This is a genomic window from Kitasatospora sp. NBC_00458, assembly GCF_036013975.1.
Taxonomy (GTDB): domain Bacteria; phylum Actinomycetota; class Actinomycetes; order Streptomycetales; family Streptomycetaceae; genus Kitasatospora.
Genome location: NZ_CP107904.1, coordinates 1,752,172 through 1,773,518, shown reverse-complemented (window position 1 = coordinate 1,773,518; position 21,347 = coordinate 1,752,172). Strand labels below are relative to the sequence as shown.

At 75.7% G+C, this 21,347-nt stretch carries 24 protein-coding genes; 15 read left to right on the top strand and 9 right to left on the bottom strand.

Features of this window, described 5'->3' with window-relative positions:
* The first annotated feature begins 67 nt into the window (after window positions 1-67).
* The 5 genes from OG550_RS06320 (at window position 68) to OG550_RS06300 (ending at window position 4,825) form a co-directional block, all read left to right on the top strand.
* The gene (locus OG550_RS06320; protein WP_327675436.1) at window positions 68-943 is read left to right on the top strand and encodes a LysR family transcriptional regulator; all 876 of its coding nucleotides are present in this window, start codon (window positions 68-70) and stop codon (window positions 941-943) included.
* 179 nt (window positions 944-1,122) lie between these two features.
* The gene (locus tag OG550_RS06315; RefSeq protein WP_327675434.1) at window positions 1,123-2,157 is read left to right on the top strand and encodes an ABC transporter ATP-binding protein; all 1,035 of its coding nucleotides are present in this window, start codon (window positions 1,123-1,125) and stop codon (window positions 2,155-2,157) included.
* 1 nt (window position 2,158) lies between these two features.
* The gene (locus OG550_RS06310; protein ID WP_327675431.1) at window positions 2,159-2,899 is read left to right on the top strand and encodes an ABC transporter permease; all 741 of its coding nucleotides are present in this window, start codon (window positions 2,159-2,161) and stop codon (window positions 2,897-2,899) included.
* Window positions 2,900-2,919: 20 nt separating this feature from the next.
* On the top strand, window positions 2,920-4,197 hold the full coding sequence (locus OG550_RS06305) for a sensor histidine kinase (RefSeq protein WP_327675429.1): 1,278 nt from the start codon (window positions 2,920-2,922) through the stop codon (window positions 4,195-4,197).
* Window positions 4,190-4,825: a response regulator transcription factor gene (locus tag OG550_RS06300; RefSeq protein ID WP_327675427.1), complete on the top strand. Its 636-nt coding sequence runs from the start codon at window positions 4,190-4,192 to the stop codon at window positions 4,823-4,825. Before OG550_RS06305 ends, OG550_RS06300 begins: the two co-directional genes overlap by 8 nt.
* Before the next feature lie 108 nt (window positions 4,826-4,933).
* Here OG550_RS06300 and OG550_RS06295 read toward each other — a convergent pair whose 3' ends face one another.
* The 5 genes from OG550_RS06295 to OG550_RS06275 all read right to left on the bottom strand — a co-directional run bounded on the left by OG550_RS06295 (window position 4,934) and on the right by OG550_RS06275 (window position 8,445).
* Entirely contained in the window at window positions 4,934-5,938 is a 1,005-nt protein-coding gene (locus tag OG550_RS06295; protein WP_327675425.1) for a hypothetical protein, read from the bottom strand.
* A gap of 280 nt (window positions 5,939-6,218) precedes the next feature.
* Entirely contained in the window at window positions 6,219-6,821 is a 603-nt protein-coding gene (locus OG550_RS06290) for a DUF6328 family protein (RefSeq protein WP_327675423.1), read from the bottom strand.
* A 37-nt stretch (window positions 6,822-6,858) separates the two neighbouring features.
* Window positions 6,859-7,338, bottom strand: coding sequence for a flavin reductase family protein (locus tag OG550_RS06285; protein ID WP_327675421.1), 480 nt, complete (start codon window positions 7,336-7,338; stop codon window positions 6,859-6,861).
* Between the two features lie 184 nt (window positions 7,339-7,522).
* Window positions 7,523-7,690, bottom strand: a complete 168-nt coding sequence (locus tag OG550_RS06280; RefSeq protein WP_327675419.1) for a hypothetical protein — start codon at window positions 7,688-7,690, stop codon at window positions 7,523-7,525.
* Window positions 7,691-8,121: 431 nt separating this feature from the next.
* Window positions 8,122-8,445 (bottom strand): plasmid stabilization protein, encoded by a 324-nt coding sequence (locus tag OG550_RS06275; RefSeq protein WP_327675417.1) that lies wholly within the window; start codon window positions 8,443-8,445, stop codon window positions 8,122-8,124.
* Window positions 8,446-8,621: 176 nt separating this feature from the next.
* Between OG550_RS06275 and OG550_RS06270 the strand changes: the two genes are divergently transcribed.
* Both OG550_RS06270 and OG550_RS06265 read left to right on the top strand, forming a co-directional pair.
* Window positions 8,622-9,275: a HemK2/MTQ2 family protein methyltransferase gene (locus tag OG550_RS06270; RefSeq protein WP_327675415.1), complete on the top strand. Its 654-nt coding sequence runs from the start codon at window positions 8,622-8,624 to the stop codon at window positions 9,273-9,275.
* A gap of 169 nt (window positions 9,276-9,444) precedes the next feature.
* On the top strand, window positions 9,445-9,651 hold the full coding sequence (locus tag OG550_RS06265) for a CDGSH iron-sulfur domain-containing protein (RefSeq protein ID WP_327675414.1): 207 nt from the start codon (window positions 9,445-9,447) through the stop codon (window positions 9,649-9,651).
* On the opposite strand, the gene OG550_RS06260 is transcribed toward OG550_RS06265, so the two are convergent.
* On the bottom strand, window positions 9,616-10,677 hold the full coding sequence (locus tag OG550_RS06260; protein ID WP_327675412.1) for an iron-containing redox enzyme family protein: 1,062 nt from the start codon (window positions 10,675-10,677) through the stop codon (window positions 9,616-9,618). The two genes, OG550_RS06265 and OG550_RS06260, sit on opposite strands and share 36 nt — an antisense overlap.
* A gap of 27 nt (window positions 10,678-10,704) precedes the next feature.
* Window positions 10,705-11,661 (bottom strand): dimethylargininase, encoded by a 957-nt coding sequence (ddaH, locus tag OG550_RS06255; RefSeq protein ID WP_327675410.1) that lies wholly within the window; start codon window positions 11,659-11,661, stop codon window positions 10,705-10,707.
* A gap of 209 nt (window positions 11,662-11,870) precedes the next feature.
* Here ddaH and OG550_RS06250 point away from each other — a divergent pair, with 209 nt between their 5' ends.
* From OG550_RS06250 to OG550_RS06220, 7 genes are all read left to right on the top strand, one after another.
* On the top strand, window positions 11,871-12,044 hold the full coding sequence (locus tag OG550_RS06250) for a CsbD family protein (RefSeq protein WP_327675408.1): 174 nt from the start codon (window positions 11,871-11,873) through the stop codon (window positions 12,042-12,044).
* 218 nt (window positions 12,045-12,262) lie between these two features.
* Window positions 12,263-12,685, top strand: a complete 423-nt coding sequence (locus tag OG550_RS06245) for an ATP-binding protein (RefSeq protein ID WP_327675406.1) — start codon at window positions 12,263-12,265, stop codon at window positions 12,683-12,685.
* A 20-nt stretch (window positions 12,686-12,705) separates the two neighbouring features.
* The gene (locus OG550_RS06240; RefSeq protein WP_327675404.1) at window positions 12,706-13,071 is read left to right on the top strand and encodes an STAS domain-containing protein; all 366 of its coding nucleotides are present in this window, start codon (window positions 12,706-12,708) and stop codon (window positions 13,069-13,071) included.
* Entirely contained in the window at window positions 13,071-13,508 is a 438-nt protein-coding gene (locus OG550_RS06235) for an ATP-binding protein (RefSeq protein ID WP_327675402.1), read from the top strand. The genes OG550_RS06240 and OG550_RS06235 overlap by 1 nt, the downstream gene beginning before the upstream one ends.
* A 143-nt stretch (window positions 13,509-13,651) precedes the next feature.
* The gene (locus OG550_RS06230) at window positions 13,652-16,066 is read left to right on the top strand and encodes a SpoIIE family protein phosphatase (protein WP_327675400.1); all 2,415 of its coding nucleotides are present in this window, start codon (window positions 13,652-13,654) and stop codon (window positions 16,064-16,066) included.
* A gap of 351 nt (window positions 16,067-16,417) precedes the next feature.
* Window positions 16,418-17,320 (top strand): SigB/SigF/SigG family RNA polymerase sigma factor, encoded by a 903-nt coding sequence (locus OG550_RS06225; protein WP_327675398.1) that lies wholly within the window; start codon window positions 16,418-16,420, stop codon window positions 17,318-17,320.
* A gap of 187 nt (window positions 17,321-17,507) precedes the next feature.
* Window positions 17,508-17,663 carry a DUF6131 family protein gene (locus tag OG550_RS06220; protein ID WP_327675396.1) on the top strand — a complete coding sequence of 52 codons (156 nt, stop codon included), beginning with the start codon at window positions 17,508-17,510 and terminating at the stop codon, window positions 17,661-17,663.
* A 466-nt stretch (window positions 17,664-18,129) separates the two neighbouring features.
* Here OG550_RS06220 and OG550_RS06215 read toward each other — a convergent pair whose 3' ends face one another.
* Window positions 18,130-19,347, bottom strand: a complete 1,218-nt coding sequence (locus tag OG550_RS06215) for an MFS transporter (RefSeq protein WP_327675394.1) — start codon at window positions 19,345-19,347, stop codon at window positions 18,130-18,132.
* A complete protein-coding gene (locus OG550_RS06210; RefSeq protein WP_327675392.1) occupies window positions 19,344-20,042 on the bottom strand; it encodes a hemerythrin domain-containing protein in 699 nt (232 codons plus the stop codon). Before OG550_RS06210 ends, OG550_RS06215 begins: the two co-directional genes overlap by 4 nt.
* A 403-nt stretch (window positions 20,043-20,445) precedes the next feature.
* On the opposite strand from OG550_RS06210, the gene OG550_RS06205 reads away from it, so the two are divergent.
* Complete coding sequence (locus OG550_RS06205) at window positions 20,446-21,342, top strand: LysR family transcriptional regulator (RefSeq protein WP_327675390.1); 897 nt, start codon at window positions 20,446-20,448, stop codon at window positions 21,340-21,342.
* The last annotated feature ends 5 nt before the right edge of the window (window positions 21,343-21,347 follow it).

Here is a 21,347-nt window from a genome sequence, read left to right as displayed (position 1 = left end):
GGGCCGGGCGCATCGATGAGTCCAACACATGCTTGTCACCTGATGCATCGCGTATCACGATGGATCGATGGAGCTCCAGCAGATGCGTTACGTGATCGCCGTGGCCGAGACGAACAGCTTCACGAGGGCCGCCCAGCGTTGCCTGGTGGTGCAGTCCGCACTCAGTCACCAGATCGCGCGCCTGGAGAAGGAGTTGGGCACGAGGCTCTTCGAACGCACCAGCCGCCGGGTCCGGTTGACCCCGGCGGGCGCGGCCTTCCTGCCGGCCGCGCGGCAGTGCCTGGACGCCGCGGACCGGGCGGCCGCCGAGGTCGCGGCGGCCGTCGGGGAGGTGCGCGGGCGTCTGACGGTGGGGCTGATCCCCACGGTCGCCGCCGTGGACGTCCCCGCCGTCCTCGGGGAGTTCCACCGGCGCCATCCGAAGGCCCGGGTCAGCCTCGGCGTGGGGGCGAGCGACGAACTCGTCGAGCAGGTCAGGCAGGGCGGGGCCGACGTGGCCTTCCTCGGCATTCCGGTCACGGCGCGTCCCCGGGGCGTGATGGCGCGGGAACTGGCCCGGGAGCGGCTGGTCGCCGTGGTCTCCCCTGGGCACCCGCTCGCCGGCGAGACCTCGGTCGACCTCCGCCGGCTGGCCTCGGAGGAGTTCGTGGACCTCCCGGCGAAGACCGCGGGCCGGGCCCAGTCCGATCTGGCCTTCGCCGCCGCGGGTCTCACCCGCGAGGTCGTCTTCGAGGTGACCAACGCGGACTACCTGGCCCGGCTGATCGGCGCCGGTCTGGGGGTGGCGCTGCTCCCGCCGTCGTACGTCGCGAGCCTGACGGGGCTGGTCACGATCGAGGTCGCGGACGCACCGGTCCGCGCCGAGTACGTGGTCTGGAGCCGGGAGGGCTGCCCCCCGGCTGCCGCCGCCTTCCTTGAGCTGCTGGGCATCACGGTGGAGTGAGCCCTGGCGTCCCGGGTCCGGGTCCGGGTCCGGTCCGATCCCGGCCTCCCCGTTCCTGAGGGCCCCGGCGCTCCCGGTTCCACGGACGGGTCGGACGTCCGGCATCATCCGATCGGGGGATGCCCGGTCGAGCGGGACGGGCGATGCCCGGCGGGGCCCCGGGCCGTGATCATCGGGGCATGCCCATCATCGAAGTCACCGGACTGCGCAAGTCCTACGGAGGCCGGCCCGTCGTCGACGACGTGTCCTTCACCGTCGGGGAAGGCGAGGTCTTCGGCGTGCTCGGCCCGAACGGCGCGGGCAAGACGACCACGGTCGAGTGCGTCGCGGGACTGCGGACGCCCGACGCCGGACGGGTCCGGGTGGCCGGGTTCGACCCGCGCACCGACCGCCGGGACGTCACCCGCGTCCTCGGCGTGCAGCTCCAGCGGAGCGCGCTCCAGGAGAACCTGACCGTCCGGGAGGCCCTGCGGCTGCACAGCGCGTTCCACCCGGCCCCGGCCGACTGGCGGGCGCTCGCCGACCGGCTCGGCCTGACCGACCGGCTCGACGTCCGCTTCGGGGTGCTCTCCGGCGGCCAGCGGCAGCGCCTGTCCATCGCGCTCGCCCTCGTCGGCCGCCCCCGGGCGGTCGTGCTCGACGAACTCACCACGGGGCTGGATCCGCGGGCCCGGCGCGACACCTGGGCGCTGGTCGAGGACGTGCGCGACTCCGGGGTGACCGTCCTCCTCGTCACCCACGTCATGGAGGAGGCCCAGCGTCTGTGCGACCGGATCGCCGTCCTCGACGCGGGCCGGGTCGTCGCCCTCGACACGCCCGCCGGGCTGATCCGCCGCACCGACGCCGCCACGGTCGTCACCTTCACCCCCTCCCGCCCCGTCGACGACCTCGACCTGGCCGCGCTGCCCGGCGTGCTGTCCGTGCGGCGGGACGGGGACGGGGACGGGGACGGGCACGGGCACGGCCACGACGGCGACGGCCACGGGGACGGCCACGACGGGCACGGGCACGGGGACGGCGACGGCCACGGGGACGGCCACGACGGGCACGGAGGTGCGGCCGGGGGCGGCCGGGTGAGCGTGTGCGGGACGGACGAGACGGTCGGGGCGCTGATCGCGCTGCTCGCCGGGCACGGCATCACGGCGCACCGCCTCCGGGTCGTGAACCCCACGCTGGACGACGCCTACCTCCGCCTCACCGGACGGGAGGCCTGAGGTGTCCGCGTCGACGGCCGTGCTGAAGGCCGAGGCCCGTCTGGTCGTCCGTCACCGCGCCGGGGTGTTCTGGGTGGTGGCCTTCCCGACCCTGCTGCTGGTCGTCCTCGGTCTGCTGCCGGCCTTCCGCGCGGCGGACCCGGCGCTCGGCGGCCGGCGGATGGTCGACGCCTACGTCCCCGTGCTGGTGCTGCTCGCCGTGATCATGTCCGGTACGCAGGTCATGCCGGGGGTCCTGGTCGGCTACCGGGAGCAGGGCGTCCTGCGCCGGATGTCCACCACGCCGGTCCGGCCGCTCACCCTCCTGACGGCGCAGATAGCCCTCCACGCCGTCACGGCCCTCGGCTCGGTGCTCCTCGTCCTGGCCGTCGGCCGGGTCGTCCACGGCGTGCCGCTGCCCGGGCACCTGCCGGGCTACGCGCTGGCCCTCGCCCTCGCCGTCCTGGTGGCGCTCGCGCTCGGCACCGTCCTCGCCGCGGTCGCCCCGACCACGAAGCTCGCCACCGGCGTCGCCACGGTCGCGTTCTTCCCGCTGGCCGTCTCCGCGGGGCTGTGGGGCCCGGCCCAGGTCCTGCCGGAGGCCGCCCGGCGCATCCTCGGGTCCACCCCGTTCGGGGCGGCCGCCCGGGCGCTCGACCAGGCGATGCGCGGCGCGTGGCCCGACTGGTCCGCGCTCGGGGTGACGGCGTTGTGGAGCGCCGTCCTGGTCGCCGCCGCCGTGCGGTGGTTCCGTTGGGAGTGACCGGCTCGCAGAATGGCCCCATGGTGCGTGACGCGGTGCCGCTGGAGGTCCGCTGGGAACAGTTCTACCGGTGGTCGCCGGGCCTCCTGCTGGGCGTCGCCTCGCTGGGGGCGGCGGCCACCGGCGGCCTCGGCGGGGCGGGCGAGCGGTACGGGGCGGCGGCGCTCGTGGGTGCCGCGACCGTGCTGCACCTGTGGTGGAACCGGACGGCCCCCGGGCCGGTGGGACCAGGCCTGACACGGCCCGGACCGTCGGAGCCCGGTACCGCGGGCCAGGTGTACTACGCCCTCCGGTTCGTGATCTCCTGCGCGCTCTGCTGGCTGACCCCGGCCTTCCTCGTCTACGCGTTGATCGGCTACTACGACGCCGTCCGCTGGCTGCCGCCCCGTCTGGCGCGCGCCGGGCTGCTCGCCACGGCCGTGCCGATGTCCGCCGTCAGCGTCGGGGGCTTCCCGCCGACCGGCCCCACCCAGTGGACCGGATTCGCGGCGGTCTACGCGCTCAGCGGCTCGATCGCCCTGCTGCTCCACCACTTCTCCGTCAAGGAGGGCGAGAGCACCCGGGCCAAGGCCGACACCATCGCGGAACTACGGCGCGCCAACGCCCGGTTGGAGGAGGCGATGCGGGAGAACGCGGGCCTGCACGCCCAACTCGTCGTCCAGGCCAGGGAGGCGGGCGTCCACGACGAGCGGCGCCGGCTCGCCGCCGAGATCCACGACACCATCGCCCAGGGACTGGCCGGCATCGTCACCCAGCTCCAGGCGGCCGCCGACAGCGCGGCGCCCGCCACCGCCCGTGACCACGTCGAACGGGCGGCCGCTCTGGCCCGGCAGAGCCTCGGCGAGGCGCGCCGCTCGGTCCGCAACCTCGGCCCGGCGCCGCTGCAGCACGACGCGCTGCCCGGGGCGCTGGAGGGCGTCGTGGCGCACTGGTCGGAATCGACCGGCGTACGGGCCGAGTTCACCGTCACCGGAACCGTGGAGCCGATGCACCACGAGAGCGAGGCGGCCCTGCTCCGCATCGCCCAGGAGGCGCTCGCCAACGTGGGCCGGCACGCGCACGCGACCAGGACCGGCGTCACGCTCTCCTACTTCGACGACGAGGTGAGCCTGGACGTCCGGGACGACGGCCGCGGCTTCGACCCGCTGCGCCCGCCCGTGCGCGGCGCGACCGGAGGCTTCGGGCTCGCCGGCATGCGAGCCCGGGCCGAACGGGTGGCGGGCGCCGTCGAGATCGAGTCGGAACCGGGCACCGGTACCGCCGTCTCGGCCCGCGTACCGTTGGTGCACCATGACTGAACCGCCCGTCACCCTGCTGATCGTCGACGACCACCCGGTCGTGCGGCACGGACTGCTCGGCATCTTCGCGGCCGCCGGGGCCGGATTCGAGGTCCTCGGCGAGGCCGCCGACGGGGTCGCGGCGGTCGCCCTGGCCGAACGGCTCGACCCCGACGTGGTCCTGATGGACCTCCGGATGCCCGGCGGGGGAGGGGTCGAGGCGATCGGGGCGCTGGCGCGCCGCTGCCCGCGCAGCAGGGTGCTCGTGCTCACCACCTACGACACCGACCAGGACACCATCCCCGCGATCGAGGCCGGCGCGACCGGCTACCTCCTCAAGGACGCCCCCCGCGCCGAGCTGTTCACCGCCGTGCGTGCCGCGGCCGAGGGCCGGACGGTGCTGTCCCCGGCCATCGCGGCCCGCCTGGTCTCGCGCGTGCGGTCCCCCGGCGGCGCGGCCCTGAGCACGCGGGAGACCGAGATCCTGCGCCTGGTCGCGAAGGGCGGCTCCAACCGCGCGGTGGCCGCCGTGCTGTTCATCAGCGAGGCCACCGTGAAGAGCCACCTCACCCACATCTACGGGAAGCTCGGCGTCAACGACCGCGCGGCGGCGGTGGCCACCGCCTACGACCGGGGCATCCTCGGCTGAAGCCGGGGTCCGGCCGGAACCGGGGCCCGGCCGGAACCGGGGCCCGGCCGGAACCGGGGCGTGGGGTGAGGCGCCTACCGCCCCCGCCGGTGGACGGCGAGCCGGTCCCTACGGCTGCTGCCGGGCGGTCGCCGCGGTGGTGGAGACCAGCTGCCCGGTCGCGGTGAGGGCGAGGCGTGAGAAGAGGGTGCCGGAGAACCCGAAGAGCAGGGCGATCGCGAGGGCGATGGGCCGCGCGGGGGCGTTCCAGGAGTTGTCGAGGAACACGTGGCCGAGGAGGTTCAGCTCCGGATCGGCGAGCATCCGGACCAGCAGCAGACCGCCGACGGCGGCGAGCGCCCCGCCGACCGGGGCGAGGACCAGGATGCCCCAGGAGGCGGGCCGTTGGGAGCGCATCACGCCGACCACCGGGGACAGGAACCCGCCCAGCGCGCCGAGGACCATCGTCGGATGGTGGCCGAGCGTCACACCGATCAGGAAGACGGCGCCGAGTCCGGTGGTGGCGAGCCACAGGGCGGTCCGCTGCTGCTCGTACTCGCGCTCGGCCTCGGCGTCCTCCCGGTCGTGCAGGTACTCGGTGGCGGCGCCCAGGAGGGCGGCGGCCTCCGGGCCGGTGGCGGGTGCCGCGGCGATCTCGGCCGCGAGTTCCGCGTCGCCGGGGAGGCCGGTGGCGGCGAGGCGCAGCCGCAGCGCGCGGAGCCGTGCGGTGGTCTCGCCGGGCGGCTGGAGGGGGAGGAGACGGCGCTCGGCGCTGTGCAGCACCCGCCAGGCGGCGGCCAGTTTGGACAGCGGGATGGCGATGACCCACGTGGTGGGGCGGAGCCGCCAGACGACCATGCTGGTGTTGTCCAGCCCGTCGAGCTGCGCGGTGACCGCCGCGATCGCGGCGGCCCGGGCCGGCTCGGCTCGGTCCGGGTCGGCTCGGCCCGGGTCCTCGGGGGTGCCGGCCGCGAGCACGGCCAGCTGGGCGCGGGCGTCGGCCACACGGCCCTGCAACTGCCGGTAGCGCGGGGCGGCGATGAGGCCCCGGCTGGTGAAGAACACGATGGCCAGGTAGGCGAGGCACACCACCGCCAGTGCCCAGCGGTCGCTCCCCGCAACGGACTCCCACATCCCGCGCCCCCTCCGCCGACTCCCGCTCCGCCCCGGCGTACTGCCGGCCGCCGCCCCGGTTGCCGCCCCGGTCGCCGCTGGGGCACCGCGCCTTCGTTGGGGTCATCGTGCCGCAGGAGCCCTGCGCGCGGGGGCGATTGCACGACTTCCCGATGGACGGACGTCCTGACCGTCGGACGTTCCTACCGTCGGTCGTCCTGACCGTCGGATGTCCGGACGTCCGGACTGTCCGACGATCCGCAAACGGCATCGGCACGTCGGCGCGGAGGGAGCGTGCGGTTCAGGACCGGGACCGGCCGGGGCCGGGTTCGGGTTCGGGTTCGGGGTCGGGTTCGGGGTCGGCAGCCGGAGGGGTGCCGGAGTCCGTGGCCCCGCCGGGGGGCCGCCGGCGGGCGGCGCGGTGCAGGACGAGTTGGGGCAGGACGAGCCAGGTGGTGGTGAACCAGAGCAGGACGGCGCCGCTGAGGATCCACGCGGCGGTGTCGTTGCCGGTGGCCGTGCGCAGCAGGAGGAGCAGGGCGAAGGCCATGGTCAGGGCCAGGGTGACGAGGCCGATGGCGATGAGGCGGCCGGCGATGCGGATCAGTTCGGGTTTCAGGCCGTGGCCGGCGAGGAAGCGGTGGAAGGCCACGGGGGCGATGAGTGCGCCGGTGGAGACGGCGCCGAGCAGGACGGTGGCCACGTAGAGGTCGTGGTCGAAGTCGGGCAGGCCGGCGAAGCGCGGGGTGAAGGCGACGCCGATGAGGAAGCCGAAGAGGATCTGCGCGCCGGTCTGCGCGACGCGGACCTCCTGGAGCATGTCGGTCCACAGGCGGTCCGCCCGTTCCGCGGGCGTCTCGTCGCGGCCGGTGCGCGGTGCGGCCGGGGTGCTGTCGGTCGTCACGGTGGGCCTCTCCGGCGGGTGTCCCGGCCCGGCCTGGTCATGCGGGGTGTCCGGCGCCGATGTCCTGCACGTCGCGGAAGGACAGCGCCCGCCGGTGCCCGGTGGTGCGGGTGGTGAGGGGGTCGAGGAGGAACCCGACGTGGTCTCCCCAGTCGGCCCGGTCGCGGATGCGGCCCGCGAACCACGCGGCGGCGTCGGTGAGGACGGGGACGCCGTCCGGGCCGGGGGTCCAGGCGACGGACGCGAACTTGTCGACCTCGTCGCCGGTGCGGCCGCCGAAGAGCTCGGCGAGGTCGTGGCGCCGCCTCGGCAGCAGGTGAACCGCCAGGGTGGCGGCGCGCGAGGCGACGGCGTAGGTGTGGTTCGCCTTGGAGATCCACACGGTGAACCGGGGCGGCCGGATCGAGCACTGACCGGCGAAGCCGACCAGGCAGCCGGCCCGTTCCCCGTCGGCCGCCGCGGTGACGATCTGGACCGGGTAGTCCAGCAGGTCGACGAACGCGTCGAAGTCGTTCATGCTGCCGTCTCCTCTCGCGGTGGTCATACCCGCAACCCGTGCCCGCGGATCCCGGAGGTCCCACCCGGCCCGGAGGTCCCGCACGTCCCGGGAGCCCCGCCCGTTCCGCAGGCCGTTGGCGGGCCGCCCGGGCACGGCCGCGGGCCCTTCGGCGCGGCTCGGCGGTGGGGCTCGGCGGTGGGGCTCAGCGCGGCGTGGGCCGGCCCCCGCGCCGGAACCGGACCGCGGAGACGACCACGGCCACGGCCAGGACCGCGATACCGATGAAGAGCAGGTAGAGCAGTCCGTCGACGACCACGCCGACGAGTCCGAGCACGACCGCGGCGAGGAGCAGGAAGAGTACGAGTGCCATGCCGGCCTCCTTGGATGTCTCTGTGCGGGGCCCCGGTGAGGGGTCCCCCCGGTGCGGCGGGGGCGCCGGGCCCCCGCCGCACGGTCAGCGTGCCGTCCGCGTCCCCCGGGACGCCCCGGAGGCGGTCAGGGAAGCCGTTCCCGGGGCGGGGACCGGCGGGGGTGCCGGGTCGGGGCCGGGACCGGGGACCGGCGGGCCCGGCACCGGGGGAACCGGGTCCGGCGGCGCCGGGTACGGCCGGGGGTCGCCCGGGGCGGGATCCGGAGTCGGGCGCCCGGGGCCGGGTGCCGGGGGCCCGGGCAGCGGGGGACGGGTGTCCGGGTCGGACGGGACGGGGTAGGTCATGGCGTTCCTCCCTGTGCTGAAGGTGTTCCGACCGGTGTGCGCACCGGTCCGTTCTCACCGGTCCGTTCTTTCACCGGCGCCGGTGCTCACCGGCCGAGGGCGTGTTCGAGCTGCTGCTTGTTCATCTTCGAACGGCCCTTGACGCCCCGCTGCCTGGCCTCGTTGTAGAGCTGGTCGTACGTCGGCCCGGCGGCGCCGCTGTGCGAGCGCTTCCCGCCGCGGTGGCCGGAGGAGACGTCGTGCGTGGAGCTGCGACTGGCGGTCCTGGACTCGCCGTGCCGCGCACGCTCCTTGTTGACCGTGCGGGCGGCGATCTCCTCCGCCCGCGCCTCGCTCTCGCCGCGGTCCAGGGCGCTCTCCTTGATGTGCTCGTACTGGCGCTCCCGCTTCGGGCTCGATCCCCTGGGCATGGTGCGTGCTTCCTTCCGCAGGCCGTCCACCGGCGTGCCGCCGGCGGCTGGGCCTCCACGTCTACCCGGTGCGCGCCGGTCGACACGGCCCCGCGCCGCCGGAGTTCGGGTACGTCCGGCGGGCCGGTCCGCCCGACCGGCCGGTTGGGCGGGCGGATCCGGGGCAGGCGCGCGGTATGTTGCTGTTCAGACCACCCGGTGTGTACCCGGTCCAGGGCGATACCGCCCTGTTGACGGAGAGCCTCGCCCGGGAGGGCCCGTTGCGCGGGGCACGCTGCCTCGACCTCGGGACCGGCACCGGCGCGCTCGCGCTGGCGGCGGCCGGTCGCGGGGCCCGGGTGACCGCGGTGGACGTGTCCTGGCTGGCTCTGGCGACCGCGGGCCTGAACGGCTGGTTCCACCGGCGCCGGATCCGGCTGCGCCACGGCGACCTGGCCGGGCCCGTCCGGGGCCGGCGGTTCGACCTGGTGCTGAGCAACCCGCCCTACGTGCCCGCCGAGGGGGCCGGGAGCCCCCGGCGTGGCATCGCGCGGGCCTGGGACGCGGGACCGGACGGCCGGCTGCTGCTCGACCGGATCTGCCGGGAGGCCCCCGGCCTGCTGGCGCGCGGCGGCGTCCTGCTGCTGGTGCAGTCCTCGCTCGCGGACGTCCCGGCGACCCTGCGCGCGCTCGGGCGGGCCGGGCTGGCGGCCGAGGTGGTGGCCCGGCGGCGCCAGGGGTTCGGGCCGGTGATGACCGGGCGGGCCGCGTGGTTCGAGAGCCGCGGCCTGATCGACCCGGGCGTCCGGGAGGAGGAGCTGGTGGTGATCCGTGGCGCGCGCCCTGCCTGACCCGCCGAGTCCGGGCCGCTCGCCGGAGCCGGCGGACGCGTCCTGCCCGCCGAGTCAGCCCTGCCCGCCGCGACCGTCCGAGGCACCGCGACCGTCAGAGGCAGCGGGACCGCCGGAGCCGCCCCGCTCGTACGGGCCGCACCGTCCGGAGGCCGGTGTCCCGCGGTGGGTGCGGCTCACCGAGCGCGGGCCGGTGCTGATCGAGGGCCCGGTGGAGGTCGTGCTCCCGGACGGCGGCACGGTCCGCTCCGACCGCCCGGTGGTGGCCCTGTGCACCTGCGGCCGCAGCCGCCGCTACCCGTTCTGCGACACCAGCCACCGCCGCCACCGCCCCGGCGGTTCACCCGCTCCCGGTGAGCGGCCCACCACGCGGTGAGCCGTCGGGCGGCGCCCCGCCGGTCAGCGGTCCGCCCCGGAGCGAGCTGTGCCCGGCGGCCCAGGACGCCGTCAGGTGGGCGGCGAGCCGGTCCTCGGCGAGCGAACTCGCGGCGATCCCGAAGGCGACGTCGCCCGCCAGCCCGGGCTCCGACGCGAGCAGCGGAGCGATCACGCCGTGCCGGACCAGCTGTTCGTGCACGGCGTCGGCCTCCACGTGCTCCTCGTAGAAGCGGGTGCCGGCCGGGCCCGCGCCCAGTCGCTCGAAGGCTCGCGCGAGCCGTGCGGACCCGGGCGAGGAGGTGATCTCCACGGCCGCGAACTGCCCGACCAGCGCGCCCCGCAGCGCCCGGTGCAGGCCGAACAGCGACATCAGGTCGACGACCGCCAGCGCGGGGGCGGCCGCCGCGTCGACGTAGCGGCCGTACGCGGGATCCAGGCCGAAGTCCGCCATCATCTCGGCGAACAGCCGGGAGTGGGCCCGGTCCGGGTGCCCCGCGCCGTACTCGTCGTACTCGACGGAGAGGAAGGCCGCCTGCGCCGCGCCGCCGAGCCGGGGAGCCGCCCACAGCTGCGGATCGGCCTCCTTGAGGTGGTAGAGCGAGCGGTGCACCAGGTACTCGCGGGCCTGCCAGCGTTCGCCGCGGGCGAGCAGGAAGTGGGAGGGCCCGGTGCCCGTGCGCGGTTCGGTGAGCAGCCGGTCGAGCAGCTCGTCGAGCGGGGGCGGCTCGCCCGTCTCCTCCCGGACGGCGGCCAGGAAGTGCCGCTCCAGCCCGCGGCGCAGCCGTAGCAGTTCAGGGTCCCATTCCCAGTCCGGGTCGACGCCCTCGAAACCGCGGTAGTGCAGTTCGTAGCAGACGTAGAGGGCCAGCTGGAGGTCCCCGCCCCAGGGGTCGTCCGTGCCGGCCGGGTACGGCCGGAGCCGGTCCGTGCCGCCGGGCGGGCCGGTGGCGAGGGCGGTCCGGACGCACTCGGAGAGCGGACCGCGCGGGGCGGGCAGGCGGGGTGCTCGGGGTGTCTCGATCACGGTGGCCTCCGGGGGCGGGGGCGGCGTTCAGGCCGCGTCGGGTCGGGCTGCACGCGTGCGGGACGCGCCCAGGTGCTGTGCGTCGACGGCGTGGGCGTCCGCGGCGTGGATGTCCGCGGGTCGGGCGTCCGCACCGGGCGCCTCGGGCCGGGACCAGTCGGACGGCGCCGAATCGAGTTCGAGGGTGCAGCACTTGGCGCCGCCGCCGGCTTTGCGGAACTCCGACACGTCGACGCCGACCGGCTCGAACCCCCGCTCGGAGAGCCGGTCGGCCAGCCGGTCCGCGGTGTTGGGGAGCACGACGTGACGTCCGTCGCTGAAGGCGTTCAGCTCGAAGCGCGCGGCCTCCTCCCGGGTCGCGAGCAGTGCGTCCGGGAACAGCGCCTCCAGCCTCGCCAGGCCGGCCCGGTCGAAAGCCCCGGGGTAGTACGCCGCCTCGGTGTCGCTGAGGACGCACAGTGCGGTGTCGAGGTGGTAGAAGTGCGGGTCCGCCAGCCGCAGGGTCACCACCGGGCGGCCGAGCCGCCGGCGGACCTCGTCGTGGGCCGCCGGCTCGGTGCGGAAGCCGGTTCCGGCTAGCAGGGTCCGGCCCGCGGCGAGGATGTCGCCCTGCCCCTCGTTGACGTGCGCCGCCATGCCGACCTCGGTGAACGGGCGGCCGGTGAACCAGCGCCAGAACGCCAGCGCCTCCGGGGCCCGTTCCGGGTGGCGGAACCGGGCGACCAGGACCCGCCCGTCGACCACCGTCGCCGCGTTCGCGCTGAACACCATGTCGGGCAGCCCCGGCACCGGTGCGGCGAACTCCACCCGGTGCCCGAGCGAGCGGTACACGTCGACCAGGTGCTCCCACTGCCGGACCGCCAGCGACCGGTCGACCGGTCTGCCGGGGACCATCCACGGGTTGATCGCGTAGTCCACCGAGAAGTACGTGGGCGGGCACATCAGCAGTCGACGGGGGCGCGCGGCGCGTTCCGGGCGGGACATGGCGGTCACTCCTCCGGTTCGACGGGCCCCCGGCGAGCGTCTGCCCGGTGGCGGGCCCGCCACTCGGAATCCGTCCCGGTCTTCCGGGAACGGGCCGGGGGAACCGGCCGGGGCCGCGCCGGACGGAGGTTTCGGATCGGCGGACCGGAGCAGACGCCCCGGAGACGCCGGAGCGACCGCGCCCGGCCCGAGGACGGAGGAGCGACGCCATGAGCGCCGGCAAGAAGATGAAGAACGTCGCCGAGAAGGCGAAGGGCAAGGCGAAGGAGACCGTCGGCAAGGCCACCGACGACCCGGGCCTGAAGGCCGAGGGCCGGGCGACCCAGGCGAAGAGCGACATCAAGCAGGCCGGAGAGAAGCTCAAGGACGCCGCCGGGCACTGATCGTCCGCCGCCCCGCTGCTCCGCTCGTCCGCGAGGGCGGCCCGCGGTGCGTACGCTCGGCCGGTACGACGCCCGACGCTCCGGGGCCTCCCCGGCCCCGGAGCGTCCCGGCGGCCGGACCCGTCGCGACCCGCCGCGACCCGGGCACCGGGTTCCGCCGGCCGTCCCGGGGTAGACGCGAGGTCCGGACCGGACGTGAGGAGAGGCGAGGTGACGTCGTGCGCTGTGTCCCCTCGCTCGACGTCGACCTGGACGGAGCGCCCGGGTCGGAAGGCCTGGCGCGAAGGGCCGCAGGACGCTTCCTCGGCGAGCTGGCCGGCCTCGACCGGGGCGGGCTGAGCCCGCAGACCCGGCGGGACGCCGTCCTGGTGGTCGGTGAACTCGTGGGCAACGCGTGCCGCCACGCACCGGGCCCGTGCCGGCTGATCATGGCCGTCGCCGACGCGGGCGTCGAGATCGCCGTCGAGGACACCAGCCCCGAGCTGCTCCGGCCGGCCGGGAAGCCGGGGCCGTCCGGGTACGGGCTGCTCGTGGTGGCCACCATCGGCCGCCGGGTGCACGCCGTCCGCACGGCCACCGGCAAGATCGTCGAGACGACCGTACGGAACCGGGGAGGGACGATGCGGCCTATCGTGGAATGACGACGTGGGAGGAGCAGGCCATGGAAGCCGACCGTGTCCCCGGGGGACTCTCGGTGACGGTCAGCCCCTCCGGGCGGAGCGTGGTCGTCCGTCCCGAGGGCGAACTGGACCACGACACGGCGCAGCCGCTGCGCGAGGCACTGGAGACGGTGCTGCGCGGCCCGCCCGGACCGGTCGTCGTCGACTGCGACGGCCTGTCGTTCTGCGACTCCACCGGTCTGAACCTGCTGCTGCGCACCCGCCTCGCGGCCGAGGACGGGGGCCGCACGCTGGTGCTCGCCGGGCCCAGCCCGATGGTGGCCCGCATGCTGGAGATCACCGGCGCCGAGGGGATCTTCCGCATCTTCCCCTCGGTGGTCGAGGCGCTCGCCGGTCAGGACGGCTGATGCCGCCCGACGCCGAGCGGAGCCTGGCCCTGCGGTCCGCCACGGGGGCGGTCACCCGGTCCCGCGCGTTCACCCGGGAGGCCCTGGTCGACTGGGGCTGGCTCCCGGCCGCCGGGGGCGAGCGCAAGGCGGTGGCCGAGGACGTCCTGCTGATCGTGAGCGAGCTCGTCACCAACGCCGCCCGCCACGTCGGCGGCCCGATCGAGCTGCGTCTGCGCCGCTCGCCGTCGGGGCTGCGGGTGGAGGTGTCCGACGAGAGCCCCGAGCCGCCCGTGCTGCGGCGCAACGACGACCCGGCGGTTCCCGGCCGGCACGGGCTGCGGGTGGTCGCGCTGCTGTCCTGGGCCTGGGGGAGCGTGCCCGGTGCGCGCGGCAAGACCGTGTGGTCGGAGATCTCCGCCCCGCCCGCGGCGGGCGCGGGCCGCCACCCGGACTGACACCACCCTGACCCGCTCGGCACCGCCCGGCACCGTCGGCGGCCGGGTCCTAGGCTGGAACCTCGACACGGTGCCCAGCACCGTCCCCGGCCGCCCGTCCACGTGCGCCGGGGCCCTTGGCGGAAACGGACCGGGGAAGGCGGATGTCGGAACCGCAGAGCGAGAGCGCCCGGCTGCGGGCCACCATCGACCGGCTGCGCAGCGAGGTGGAGGGACAGCGCCGTGCCATGCGCACGCGCGCCGTGATCGAGCAGGCCAAGGGCATCCTGATCGAGCGGATCGCCTGCACCCCGGACGAGGCGTTCAGCCATCTGGTCCAGCTCTCCCAGGACAGCAACCGCAAACTCGTCGAGATCGCCGCGGACCTCCTCGGGACCGCCGCGCCGCCGGACGGCGACGAGCCCGCCTCGTTCCCCGCGCCGCCGTCCGCGCCGTTCCCCGGCCCCGGGGAGTCCGGTCCGGCGGGGGACGGCCCGGACTCCCCGCGGCCCCGGGCCGTCGCCGCTCCCGCGGGCGGGGACTTCGCGGCCCGCTACCACGTCGCCGCCTCGGCCCTCGCCTCGGCCGAGTCGCCCGACGAGCTCGCCGCCCTGCTCACCGAGACGGCCCTCGCCCCGCTGGGCGTCGGCGCGGTCGCCCTCACCGTCCTGGAACCGGACGGCGCGCTGCGGCTGGTGGCCAGCCACGGCGTCCCCTCCCACCAGCTCAGCCAGTGGCAGCGGATCCCCCCGAACATGTCCCTGCCGCTGACCGATTCCGCCCGCGGCGGCGCCACCGTCTGGGTGCGGCGCTCCGAGTTCGCCTCCCGCTACCCCGACCTGAAGGGCGAGGACCTCGTCCCCGGCGACACCGTCTGCGCCCTGCCGCTGCGCACCGGCGAGCAGTTGATCGGCGCGATGAAGCTCGGCTGGCCCGGGACGTTCCGTCCGGACCGGCCCACCGAGCGCTACCTCTCCGCGCTGGCCCGGCTGTGCGCCGCCCAGCTGCTGCGGGTGCTCGCCCCCGACGAGGACGAGGCGGGGGTGCCGGTGCCCGCCGGGGAGCCGTGGTTCCGGGCGGTGCTGGACGCCCTCCTCGACCCGGTCCTGATCCTGCACGCCGTGCGCGAGCCCGAGGGCAAGGTCACCGACCTGCGGGTCGCGCACGCCAACGCCGCCACCGTCGACCTGGCCGGCCGCACCGGCCAGGACATCACCGGCCGGCTGCTCAGCGAGCTCTACCCCGGCATGGTCTCCTCGGGGACCTTCCAGCACCTGCTCGACGTCGCGGCCTCCGGCCTGCCCTACGAGGGGGAGGCGGAGCAGTACGTCGAGATCGTCGGCGGCGCCGTCCACGGCTCGACCATGACGCTGCACGCCACGCCGTTCCTCGACGGGGTCCTGGTCAGCTGGCGCACCCACGACGAACAGGAACGCCGGGAGCAGCAGCTCGCCCAGGCCCAGCGGCTGGCCGGCCTCGGCACCTGGCAGTGGGAGGTCTCCACCGCACGGCTCGACTGCTCGCCCGAGGTCTTCCGGCTGCTCGGCCTGCCGGAGCGGGCCGCGTCCGGCACGCTCACCCCGGCCGAGGCGGAGGCCGCCGTCGCGCCCGCCGACCGCGAGGCCGTCCGGCTCCTGGCCGAACGGCTGCTCGCCGGGCACGCCTCCGCCACGCTGGAGTTCCGGGTGGTCCGCCCGGACGGCATCGCGCGGACCGTGCGGGCGATCGCCGAGACCGTCCCCGGGAACCGGGACGGCGAGGTCCTCGCGGTGCGCGGCGTCATCCAGGACATCAGCGCCTGGCGGCACACCGAGAAGGCGCTCGCCGACACCCGGGCCCGGCTCGCCGAACAGGTCCGCCAGACCGCTGTCGAGCACCGCGCCGTCCGCGCCCTCCAGCACGCGCTCATGGACGTGCCGAGCAGTCCGCCCGCGCCCAACCTGGACGTCGCGGCCCGCTACCTGCCCGCCGAGAGCGAGACCCGGGTCGGCGGCGACTGGTACGACGTCCTCACCCTGCCCGACGGCACGGTCCTCATCGTGGTCGGCGACGTCTCCGGGCACGGACTGCGGGCCGCCGCCGGCATGGCACAGCTGCGCGACGCGCTGCGCGGCCTGGCCTTCACCGGCGCGGAACCGGACCGGCTGCTCCAGCTCCTCAACGAGTTGCTCTGCCACCTCGGCGCCGACTTCATCGCCACCGCCGTCTGCGGCCGGCTCGACCCCGTGCGGCGCACCCTGACCTGGGCCCGGGCCGGGCACCTGCCGCCGCTGCTGGTCCACGACGGGGTCGCCCGCTACCTGGACCCGCCCGTCGGGCCGCTGCTCGGCGCCCACCCGGCAGCCGTCTACCGCAGCGCGGTCCTCGCCCTCGAACCGGACGACCTGGTGCTGCTCTTCACCGACGGGCTGGTCGAGCGGCGCGACGAGGGCCTCGACCGGGGCCTGGAACGCCTGCTCAGGGCGGTGGAGGAGTACAAGGTGCCGGGGATCCCGGGCTGCCTCGACCACGTGCTGCGCCGGCTGCGGGCCCCCAACCCGCAGGACGACACCTGCGTCATCGGCATCCGGCTGGCCTGAAGGTCCAGCCCGGTCCGGTCCGGCCCGGGCGCGGCCCCGGCCGGGCGTCGGGGCGTGGCTCGATCGGTGGCGCGCAGGGCGGTTCGTCCGCCGGTGGGCGGGTATCAACACAGAACGGAGTGTCGGGTCAGAGACCCCCTCCGGACCGGCGGTCGGGCTGCGCCTCCGCCGGGTTCACGGCACGCTCACCGTGCCGGGATGCCGACGCCTGAAGAAGCCGGGTGCCACGGTCTCCCATCCCCTTTCCTGCGCGCCCCCTCGGCGGCCGTCCGTCGCCGTCCGCGGGCGGACGCGGTGCCCCGTCCGCACGGGGTGCGGCGGCGCAGGGACCAGCCAGGGAGATGACCCCCCGTGCCCGCCCTCACCATCGCGACGCCGACCGCGCACGCACCGACAGCGCACGCTCCGACCGCACAGCCCACGACCGCACAGGACTTCCCCCGGCCGACCCCCGCCCGGATGCGGGCGATGGGCAAGGCCGAGGCCAGGGCGGTGAGCGACGCCCTGTTCGAGCGCCTCACCGCACTGGAACCCGAATCGGCCGCCTACGGCTACGTGCGCGGCACGATCATCGAGCTCAACATGCCGCTGGTGCGGTTCGTCGTCGGGGGCTTCCGCAACGGCTCCGCCGAGCGGGACGACCTCCTCCAGGTCGGCACGGTCGGCCTGATCAAGGCGGTCGACGGCTACGACCACCGGCGGGGCGTGGTGTTCGTGACGTACGCGATCCCGACCATCGCGGGCGAGATCAAGCGGTTCTTCCGCGACACCTCCTGGCCGGTGCGGGTGCCGCGCAGTCTGCAGGAGCTCTACCTGAAGGTCGCCCGCCGCTCCACCGTCCTGGAGCAGGAGCTCGGACGGGTGCCCACGGCGGAGGAACTGGCCCTGGACCTGGGCCTGGACACCGACGAGGTCGCCGCCGCGCTCGGAGTGGGCCGCGCCTACCGTTCCGACTCGTTGGACGCGCTGCGCGAGGACCGCGAGGACGAGACCGGCAGCGCGCTGATCGACCGGCTGGGGGAGCACGACCGCAACCTCGCCCTGGTCGAGTTCCGGGAGTCCGTGCGGCCGCTGCTCGGGGACCTCTCGCCGCGCGAGCGCACGGTCCTGATGCTGCGGTTCTGGGGCGACTGCACCCAGTCGGAGATCGCCGAGGAGCTCGGCTGTTCGCAGATGCAGGTCTCCCGGTTGCTGGCCGCCACCCTCGGCAGCCTGCGGGAGCGGCTGGCCGACCCGGCGGCGGAGAGCCGCTGAGGGAGCCGGGGGGAGCCGCGGGGTAGCCCGCCCGGGGTCCGCCGGGCGGTCCGGTGGGTGGTCCGCCGGGCGGGGCGGACGGCCGTGCACGCCGGGCCTGATTGAGGAGCCGGGAACGGGAAAGGCGCAGGGGTGGCCTCCGCAACGGCGGAGGGCGACAGCCGAGGGGGGCAGAACGGAGATCGTCGTGATCGTCCTCGGAGTCATCCTCCTCGTCATCGGATTCGTCACCGGAATTTCCATCCTGTGGACCATCGGCCTGGTCCTGGCCCTCATCGGCCTGATCCTGTGGATCATGGGCGCGGTAGGCCACGAGGTCGGCGGCCGCCGCCACTACTACTGACCGGACCGGCGTGCCCGAAGCATCCGAAGCACCCGAAGCACCCGAGCCGCCCGAGCCGCGGGACCCTCCGGTCCCGCCCGGGCCCGGAGCTCCGCACCGAAGTACCCCAGTGTCCCGCCGCTGCCGCGGCGTCCTGCCCGGCCCGTCCGCCGGGCGGGACGCCGCGGCGCCGCGTCCACGGCCGCCCGGCCCCGGCAGGGGCGGCCGCGGACGGCGTCCACCGCCTCCGGGCCGCGTCGTCAGGCGTACTGCGGGAGGCGGGCGGTGCGTCCGGTGCCCTGTGGATCCTGGTGGGGCCGACCGTCTCCCGCCGTCCGGACGGGCCGTCCGGCGTCCCCCGTCCGGTCCGGGGCCGCCGTCCGGTGGGTGCCGCCGGGGAAGGTGCCCGCGGCCTCCCCGACGGGGCCCGGCGCCGACGGGGGACAGGGGAAGAAGAGGACGAAGGGGCGGGTGACGAGCCAGGTGGTCAGGGCGAGGTCCTGCGGGTGCGCCAGACCGTCAGGGTGGTCAGCAGACCGACCGCCGAACCGGTCCAGAGGGCGGTGGTGAGGTCCGCCGCGTCGACGACGAGGCCGCCGCAGAGGGCCCCGAGGGCGATCGCGAGGTTGAACACCGAGGTGTTGAGCGCGGTGGCGGCCTCGGTGTCGCGCGGTGCGGCCCGCAGGATCCAGGTCTGGACGCTCACCGGGACGCCGCCGAAGGCGAGCCCCCAGCCGATCAGCAGCACGATGCCGCCGACGGGCGCCGTGCCGACGAGCGGGAAGAGCGCCAGGACCACGGCGAGTGCCAGGCCGATCGCCATGACGACGCTGCGGATGTCGCGCCCCACGGCCGCGCCGACCAGGAAGTTGCCGACGATGCCGGCGACGCCGAAGGCCAGCAGGAGCGGGCCGACCATCCCCGCCTCGATGCCCGAGACGTCCTGGAGGACGGGACTCACGAAGGTGAACGCCGCGAAGTGGCCGCCCACGAGCAGGAAGGTGGTCAGCACCCCGGCCCGCACCGCCGGGTTGCGGAACTGGGCGACCAGGGTGGCGGGCCGGACCGGTTCGGCGGCGGGCATCGCCGGCAGGAGGGCGAAGAGGGCGACCACGACGAGCAGCCCGAGCCCGCCGACGGTCGCGAAGGCCGCCTTCCAGCCGCTGAACTCCCCGATCAGCGTGCCGGCCGGGACACCCAGCACGTTGGCGGCGGTGGCGCCGCCGAAGGTGATCGCGGTGGCCCGGCCGACGAAGGCCTCGGGCACCATCCGGACGGCGATGCCGGCGGCGAGGGCCCAGAAGCCGCCGATGCTGATGCCGATCAGGAAACGCGCGCCCAGCAGCACGGGGAAGTTCGGTGCCGCCAGGGAGAGCAGGTTCGCCGCGGCCATCAGGCCGAGCAGGGCGATCAGGACCGTCCGGCGGTCGCGGCGGCCGATCAGGACGGGCAGCAGCGGGGCGGCGGCCGAGGCGACCAGCCCGGGCACGGTCACCATCAGGCCGGCGACCCCTTCGGAGACGCCGAACGCGCCCCCGATGGGGGTGAGCAGCCCCATCGGCAGCTGCTCGGCGGTCACCATGGCGAACGTGCCGACGGCCACGGCCACCAGGGCCAGCCAGCGTCCCAGCGGCACGGTCCCCGGGTCGGGGGGCTCCGGCGTGGCGTCGGCGGGTGCGGGTCGGGCGGGTTCGACTGTCGTCATGTGAGGTGTTCCTCGGGTGGTGGGCCGGCGGGTTCGGCCGCCGGGCGGAGGCTTCGGGCGAGGGAGTCCGGGGCGAGCGGGGAGGCGAGGGAGTCCGGGGCGAGCGCGGGGTCCGGGGCGAGTGGGGAGTTCGGGGGGAGTGGGGAGTTCGGGGCGAGCGGGGACGTGCCGGGGCCGGGGCGGTCCGTACGCGGCCGCGCCGGGTCCGCGCCCGCCCCGGTGCGCCGGGCGTGGAGCCGCTCGAAGCGCGCCCACTGCTCCTCGGTCACGAGCGCCGTGACCAGCGGCAGCACCGCGCGTTCCTCATGGCCGAGGTGGCCCAGGACGCCCGCGACCAGCGAGCCGGTCAGGTCGGTGAGGAGGTCCGGGCCGGTGTCCGGGGTGGCCAGGGCCTCGTCGACCGCCCCGATCAGGAGGTCGATCGCGAGGTGTTCGGCCTCCAGCGACTCCAGGAGCGCCAGGTCGAACGGCCGGCCGTCGAGCGCCGGCCGGAGCACCGGCCAGAGCGCGTCGTCCTCGGCGCCGTGGTGCAGGCGCAGCGCCGTCTTGAACGGCTCCCAGCCGCCTGCCGTCAGCAGCTCCTCCCGGGGGTCGCCGCCGGTGGCGGGTGCCACGGCGTCCGCGATGGCGCGCAGGTGCTGTCGCAGTACCTCGTGCACGGTGTGCATCACCGTCATGTCGTGCCGGTCGTTCACGGCTGTCCATCCCTCACCCCGCGCCGCCGCGCGGGCGGGCCGGGGGCGGTCCTGTGGTCCGTGCCTGCAAGGTTCTTCCTCCGGAGGGGTCGGTCGGGTGTGCCCGCGGGCCCCGCCCGCCGGGCCCGGGCCCGGATCCGCTTCGCCGCCGCCCGCCCGACGGTCCGCAGGACGGACCCCGGGGCGGGCGGGGGAAGGAGGAGCGGCGGGCGGACCGGAGGGCCCGGTGGGTGCGGGGGCAGGGCGGCGCGGCCGCGGGTCGGGCGCGGTCCACCCGGTCCGGACCTCGGTGGACGGCGCTTCCGCGGACCGTCCCACCTTCCCGCCGGGGCGCCTTCGTGATCAACGTAGACTTCGCGCGCTGATCGATAACCCCGGGGTTATCGCACGGGAGGGGGCAGCCGTGGAACTGCGCGACATCGAGATATTCCTGGCACTGGCGGAGGAACTGCACTTCGGCCGGACCGCCGAGCGGCTGCACGTCTCCCAGGCGCGGGTGAGCCAGGCCATCAAGAAGCAGGAACGGCGCATCGGCGCCCCGCTGTTCGACCGCACCAGCCGCACCGTGACGCTCACGCCCGTCGGCCACGTCCTGCGGGGCGAGCTCCAGCAGGCCTACGACCTGATCCACGGCGGTCTGGCCCGGGCCGGCGATGCCGCGCTGGGCGTGCGGGGCACCCTGCGACTGGGGGTCATGGGGATTCTCGGGAACGAGATGCGGCCGGTCATCGAAGCCTTCGAGGCCCGCCACCCGGAGTGCACCGTGGAGGTCGTCGAGTACCACTTCAGCGACCCGTTCGGCATGCTGCGGGCCGGCCGGCTCGACGCGCAGGTGACCTGGCGCCCGGTGCACGAGCCGGACCTCACGGTGGGGCCCACCGTCCTCACCGAGGGGCGGCTCCTCGGGGTCGCGACCGGGTCGGACCTGGCGGGGCGCGAGTCCGTCTCGCTGGAGGACCTGGCCGGCCGGCCGGTGCCCGATCCGGGACCCGAGGTGCCCGGGTACTGGATGGAGGCGATGCTCCCCTCGTCGACGCCGAGCGGGCGCCCCGTCCCGCGCGGACAGTCCGTGCGGACCTTCCACGAGCTCCTCGCGCTGCTCGCCGCGGGGCAGGTCGTCTGCCCGGTCAACGCCCACGTCCGCCGGTACTACACGCCGCCCGGCATCACCTTCGTGCCGATCCACGACGCCCCGGCCACCGAGTGGGCGCTGGTCTGGCCCACCGCGGCGAAGTCCGCCCGCCTGGAGGCCTTCCTCCGTTCGGCCGCCGAGCCGGACGCCGCCCGGTCGATCGGCTGAGCGGC